Annotated in this window: 10 protein-coding genes; all 10 read left to right on the plus strand. The window is 37.0% G+C overall.

Annotated elements, in window-relative coordinates; genetic code table 11:
* Positions 1–146: 146 nt before the first annotated feature.
* Positions 147–599, plus strand: a complete 453-nt coding sequence (locus ACFFUV_RS22990) for a hypothetical protein (RefSeq protein ID WP_390198144.1) — start codon at positions 147–149, stop codon at positions 597–599.
* A 94-nt stretch (positions 600–693) separates the two neighbouring features.
* On the plus strand, positions 694–876 hold the full coding sequence (locus ACFFUV_RS22995; RefSeq protein WP_390198147.1) for a hypothetical protein: 183 nt from the start codon (positions 694–696) through the stop codon (positions 874–876).
* Between the two features lie 597 nt (positions 877–1,473).
* Complete coding sequence (locus ACFFUV_RS23000; protein WP_390198150.1) at positions 1,474–1,629, plus strand: hypothetical protein; 156 nt, start codon at positions 1,474–1,476, stop codon at positions 1,627–1,629.
* A 394-nt stretch (positions 1,630–2,023) separates the two neighbouring features.
* Positions 2,024–2,455, plus strand: coding sequence for a hypothetical protein (locus ACFFUV_RS23005; protein WP_390198155.1), 432 nt, complete (start codon positions 2,024–2,026; stop codon positions 2,453–2,455).
* A complete protein-coding gene (locus ACFFUV_RS23010) occupies positions 2,452–2,868 on the plus strand; it encodes a hypothetical protein (protein ID WP_390198158.1) in 417 nt (138 codons plus the stop codon). The genes ACFFUV_RS23005 and ACFFUV_RS23010 overlap by 4 nt, the downstream gene beginning before the upstream one ends.
* Before the next feature lie 31 nt (positions 2,869–2,899).
* Positions 2,900–3,148 (plus strand): hypothetical protein, encoded by a 249-nt coding sequence (locus tag ACFFUV_RS23015; RefSeq protein WP_390198161.1) that lies wholly within the window; start codon positions 2,900–2,902, stop codon positions 3,146–3,148.
* A gap of 178 nt (positions 3,149–3,326) precedes the next feature.
* A complete protein-coding gene (locus ACFFUV_RS23020; protein ID WP_390198164.1) occupies positions 3,327–4,124 on the plus strand; it encodes an AAA family ATPase in 798 nt (265 codons plus the stop codon).
* 8 nt (positions 4,125–4,132) lie between these two features.
* Positions 4,133–4,501, plus strand: coding sequence for a hypothetical protein (locus ACFFUV_RS23025; RefSeq protein ID WP_390198167.1), 369 nt, complete (start codon positions 4,133–4,135; stop codon positions 4,499–4,501).
* Between the two features lie 52 nt (positions 4,502–4,553).
* The gene (locus ACFFUV_RS23030) at positions 4,554–5,039 is read left to right on the plus strand and encodes a hypothetical protein (protein WP_390198170.1); all 486 of its coding nucleotides are present in this window, start codon (positions 4,554–4,556) and stop codon (positions 5,037–5,039) included.
* 620 nt (positions 5,040–5,659) lie between these two features.
* Entirely contained in the window at positions 5,660–6,217 is a 558-nt protein-coding gene (locus ACFFUV_RS23035) for a phosphoadenosine phosphosulfate reductase domain-containing protein (protein ID WP_390198172.1), read from the plus strand.
* Positions 6,218–6,329: the final 112 nt, after the last annotated feature.

Here is a 6,329-nt window from a genome sequence, read left to right on the forward strand (position 1 = left end):
ACAGAAGGAGGTAAGGAGAGTACTTGGCGAAAATGCGAATAAGGATATATACCGGAATATGAAAATAAAGGCGACCAAGTACAGAAATGATTACAGGGTATGGTTAGACTATGCCGGGGATTACAGAAACGAAAATATAGAATAACATGAAATATCAAAATTTTATATGTCCTTATGAGCTTGCGCTAAAGTTGCATGAGTTGGGCGTAAATTCGGAGTCGGAATTTTATTTTGTGAAAGAGATGAAAGGAGGGGAAACCCAGATAGATTCAGTTGTGCAAAATACAATGAGGTATTCATATAGAAAAGAAGGCGACCTCATACCGGCTTATATGAGTCATGAACTTGGAGAGATACTACCAAGTATGATAAATGTCAGTAAATCAAAAATATGGGATGACTGGTTGCAGTTGACACAATATTTCCCGAATAAGGATAGCGAATATTACGAAACTGCCTATGTTCGATACAATGCTTACGATTCACAAACAGAAGTGTATAGTGGATTTGGAGATACAGAGGTAGAGTCGAGAGCGATGCTACTTATTGATCTATTGGATAAAAAGGTATTAACATTAAGTGATTTAAACTTAAATTAGATTAGATGGGAAATCACTGAAATTAAATAGATATATAATTACATTACCTAAATTAAATAGGTAATTATATTAGAAGAAATGGAGGGAAAAGATCATGGAGAAAGCAGTTAAAACAGATATGGAGTATAGGGAGATATTGGAGAAATCATTATCAGCTATTCAATATCTAAGGATACATGGATTCTCGACATACATGGAATCGGAGGGGATTGTAAATAGGATAATGATGTTCAAGGATAAGAATGAGATGAGAGATCAAAAGATCAGATCAATTTAATAGAACTAATTATGACAGTAGAGTATAAGTGTATTGATGTTTACAAGAAGCCGGAGAATCCAATGGAATGGTTGCCGTGTCCACGATGCGGCCTCCGGCCTCTGGTCTGGGAGTTCGATAACGGGAGATTCACGGCGTGCGGGTGCGGAACAGACTGTTATAGTCATTGGAGCGTGCGAGCGGAAAGTATTATGTCGGTCATAAAAAGATCTGATAACGGTAAGTCGGCTGAGGTGTATGATATTGATGAACTTAAAAATAACTGGAATCATTGGGTGAGGACAGGGGAGATACTGTTTACGCCAGGGAATGGGAAATGGTAATATGATTAATAATTTAAGATATGGATCATTATTTGGCTATAATTCAAACGATATTGGATAGATGTGAGAACGACAATACATCTCCTGATATCCATGACATGGAGATAATAAAAATAAATCTATGTAGAATAATTCAGACTCGTTACGGATTAACTCAGTTATGGTTCATTCCGTTGATAGAGAGAATACAGAATGCTTGTTGTAAACATCACAATGACGTTGACATGTCATGGGAAGATTTTGTTAAAAAAATGAGTGAATAGGAGGGATAAATATGGATGAGAACGAAAGAAAGAAGGGCATGAACCAAGGGATATGGCTGGCGGTTCAGGAGCTAGCCCACGCCGGGCGATGGACGCAGGCCGCAGAGGAACTGGTGTCTTCTTGTGGATTGACCGAGGATGAATGTAGGAAGCTGCAATATATATGATTGCGTAAAATCAGGTTGCTTGGGATGCGAAAGGGAAGATGGGGAGAGTGTTAGATATACAATAGTTAATACATAATTTACAAAGCATCATGAATGGAGAAAATATAATACCCAAGATAACGGATAAGCGTGGGATGTCATGGAATCAACCTCATAGGAGGTACATAGAAATCGATGAAGAGTATGCCTTAATGACCAAACAAACCTTTGAGGGTCTTAGGGAATATTCATTGACAATCCCATCAGGGAAATATGAAGGGAAGATGTGGAAGGCTAATAGAGGAGGTACATGGTATCTATATTGGTATGATCATGACGATAATCCGGAGATGATCAAAATAGAACGAAGAGAAATATTGTTACTTAATTAATACAAAATAATATGGAAGATAGAGTGCAAGAGGCTAAGGAAGAAGGCATAAGACAAGGAATATGGTTATGCATACAAAGATTGGTACATATGGAGCAATACGATATGGCAAAATATTTTATAAAGTTATTAGGATTTGATAGAAATGAGTGTGAGATGCTATTGGACAAGAATGGTTCGGATGATAAAATGGAATCATTTATTATTCAGATGGTATTTAATAAAGACGATAAGATAATCTTGGATGATATAGGATATCATAAGATAGGATCTATATTTAAATACAATATCGATTCGAAAGAAGTAGAACTGGAGGTGGTTGAATCCAGTGACGCTAGTTGTGAAGGATGCGCATTTAATAATAGTAAGAATTATTACTGTAAGGATACCCATTGTATTGATGTAGATAGGAAAGATGATATAGACGTTATATATAAAAAGGTAAAAAGATCATGAGTTTAATAGATAAATTAGAGGATTTGGTGGTTAAGGTAGACACCGAATACCAAGAGAAGATGGAGGCGGTGATCCGGGAGATAGTCCCGGGGATGCCGGAAGGGAATGTACGTCATGCCGCCGAGCTGATGTGCACGGACAGGATGGGGAATATGATGGACATAGATCTTTACATACTACATGAAGAGAATAGACCTTATAAATGCCCTTATCTAAAAGAACTGCTAGAAGATAGAATAGCCAGAGTGACTAAGATGCATGAGAATAAAAGCTATGCATACGATACGGATGATAATTATTGGTGCGCTACTTGCGGGTCTCATTCTTATAAAGAGGATTCCAAAACAGGATATTGTTGGCATTGCGATACGGACAATTGGATTAAAGAATATGGAGCAGATGTTGGAATATAATCACCCAGTTATATAATAAGGAGAAACAAACATGAGAATAGATATTAATACAAGGAAGATCGTAGAAGAGACAGCGGGGAAACAGATTGTCGCGGAAATAGCAAAAGTTATTAACGCTCACTGGAAAAGTTGCCCAAACCTCTCTAGGGATAATGATCAGATGTGCAATCATTCATTTGACTGTGATCAGAATTGCGAGTATATGAAGTCTTTTATTAAATTACTAGAGAAGATAAAAGTGAATCAAGGGAAAGACAAGTCTATTAAAAAAAGTGCTTGAGGAGATAGAGAATAAGGCTATTGAATCTTCATATACAAATATGTATGATTGGCAGCGCAGGGATCTTTCAAAAGAAGATCTGTTTGAGTATGCGGAGGAGATGAGGAAATGTCTTGATAAGATATTTGATTTGGCAATTGATGAAAGGCTTAAATAATTCAACACAAAATCATATAAGATGATAACTTCTATAAGGATAGACGACAACAAGAAGACTCCATTTAAATATACCCCAAAGATAAAAGCGTTCAAAAATGACTCTGAGTTTATATTCAAGCCTGGTGTGAATGTGATTGTAGGCAAGAACGGAAGCGGGAAATCAACCCTCCTGAATATGATATCGAAGTACATGTTGTGCGAGAAAAAGATGTGTTCTGAATTACCGTCAGAAGCATTGTATTTCCCGGATATATTTGATGATGACAAGGTGCTTGACGGGATCAGTATCAAGTCGGATTATATTGGGAAAGTCTTCCATCTCCTACAGCAAACTGAAATGGGAAAGGATGATATATTGGATAATATCAATAATTTAAATTTGTATATGAATGGGGCATCTAGGTCCTCTGGGGAGAAGAACCTTCATGCCATGAACTCGCTTTTTGATTTTGTGTTTAACCAAGATGGGTATGCGTTTCCGATACAGGAGCTTGCGGAATTTAAGAAAAAGTCAAATGAGTTCTGGGCAAAAAGGATCGACAATCTTTTAAAATACTACAAAGACAATCATGTGGTATTAATGGAAAAGGATTTTGAGTATACGATCCTTATGGATGAGCCAGACAGGAATCTGGATATTGACAATATCATGGATCTATACAATGTATTGTCATTTCATAAACCACAAACACAAATTATAGCCGTAATTCATAACCCGGCTTTGATTTACAAGTTGAGCAGGCTGGATTGCGTGAACTTTATTGAGATGACAAAAGGGTATTTGAAGAAAATTACTGGTTTTATGAATAAAAAATAAGAAAGGAAATGAGAGAAGAATTGAGAACAATAGGTTCAAAAGGACGCCATGTGTTTACAGCAACCTTTGTTAGATTTGGATTTAGGAATGGATACATTGGGTCTGTAAAAACGATACTTTTACAAGATGTGACACTTGATAGCAAAATAGTATCAGATCATTTGTGGTTCGATTTAACAAAAGGATTCAGTGGCGCTGATTTATCGCCAGGCGATGTGGTTGAGTTTTGCGCAAGGGTCAGTGCTTACGAGAAAGGATACAAGGGGCACAAAGATGATGTACTTAATAGACCGATAGAAAGAGACTATCGATTATCAAGACCGACAAAAATTAAAAAGATTGGGAAGAAATTAATATTAAAAGATGAAGGGAAATAATACATGATAATTATATACCTAAAAAATTTATAATTTATTAAAATATAATGATATGAAAATTCAAGTAGAGTTAAATTTGGAAGATGTATTCGATGAAGCTATATACAACGAAGTGACATTGAAGGAGGAGTTTACTAGATCAGTCAGGTTAGATGTAATACGTGAACTTAAAGAAAAGTTCAAGAATGAGTTGATGGGGAAAATATCCAATCCGATATCAGGAAAGCTTGAGGATATAGCGAGAGAATCAATAATCGATCTCATCAAGAACGCCAGCGAGAAGAAATATAAATTCAGGATAGATTATATGGGAGAGGAACTGACAGTAGATGAGCTTATAAGAGGTAGGATCAAGAAGATCGTAGACGACAACATTGAGACGATGATAAGCTCAAGAGCAAAATCTTTTGTCGATGAGTTAAGGAAGAGGTATGATATGGCGTTCGCTACCTTCATCGTGGATAATATGAGAAAGCAAAATATGTTGAAGGAAGATAAGATAGCTGAGCTGTTAAAGGATAATCCAAATGAGAAGTAGGGAAGATGCCAAAGAAAGGAGGCGATCGGTGCTCATAACGCCGCCCGCGCCGGAGAAGGTCAGGGTATTGTCCCCGGCATGGTATAGGGCGGCGGTGGAGTTTCAAGGCAGGCCGGAGCAGGAGCGACTAGCCTTTTGCTCGTGGTGTTGTTGTTATGGAGGGTGTAATTTGTGCGCGGATATAAGCAAATACAACATAAAAGGACTTAAGATATATGGAGGATAATAATATGGAGATGGAGGAGCTTAAAAATAAATATAGTTTTTCCGATGGGTTGATGGAGAAAATAAAACACTCCATTGAGGTACTAAGAAAAGGGGAAGAATTGCCCTAAGATTTTACGATAAGGGATATTATCTAGCTTTCAGCGGAGGTAAGGATAGTCAGGCTCTTTACCATATAGCTAAATTAGCCGGCGTTAAATTCGAGGCTCATATGAATATGACTACAGTGGATCCGGCGAACATAGTATCTTTCGTGAAGAACAATTATCCAGACGTGATAAGACATGTTCCGGATATCAATTTTTACCAACTTATAAGAAAAAAAGAAATGTCTTCCATCAAAAACGCAAAGATATTGCTGTGAAGTCCTCAAGGAGAGAGGAGGTGGAGGCACGGTGACTTTAGTAGGGATAAGAGCGGAGGAATCCAAGACAAGATCTAAAAGGAATGAGATCGGAACCAGTAAAAGAAAGTATGATATATCATTTGATCAGTTTGATGAGCATAAGGAAAAGATGGTCTCTTGTGTTGGCGGAAAGGATAAAGTGATAATATCACCAATATTAGCATGGACGGACAAAGATGTATGGGAGTTCTTGAACAAGATGAATATCAAGTATTGCGACTTATACGACAAAGGGGCGAAAAGAATAGGATGTATATTATGCCCGATGTCAAATATCGGAGAGATGATGAAATATCCGTTTGATTATCCTCATCAGACAAAGAAGTTCTTGAATGAGATAGAAATACTTGTAAAAAATGGTCACTATCAAGAGCTAGGAGAAAATCCAAATATGGTATTAGCATGGTGTTTATCAAAGAGAACAGTGGATGATTTTAAGGGACTGGTGAGAAGAGTACAATCCGGAAAATTCAAGCCTAATAAAAAGAATAGAGAGCTATGGGATAGATTCATAGATTATTTTGATATAAAAAATGTAAAATTTTAAATATGACAAAAAGAGAGGCCATGATATTGGCGTTAGAGGTATTCGCTCAAAGCGTTGATATTTTAATAGAATCGGATAAGGTAAGTAGATCGATACGGACCACGGAAGATTA

This window comes from Vibrio olivae, assembly GCF_042428525.1.
In the GTDB taxonomy this organism is placed as follows: Bacteria; Pseudomonadota; Gammaproteobacteria; order Enterobacterales; family Vibrionaceae; genus Vibrio; species Vibrio olivae.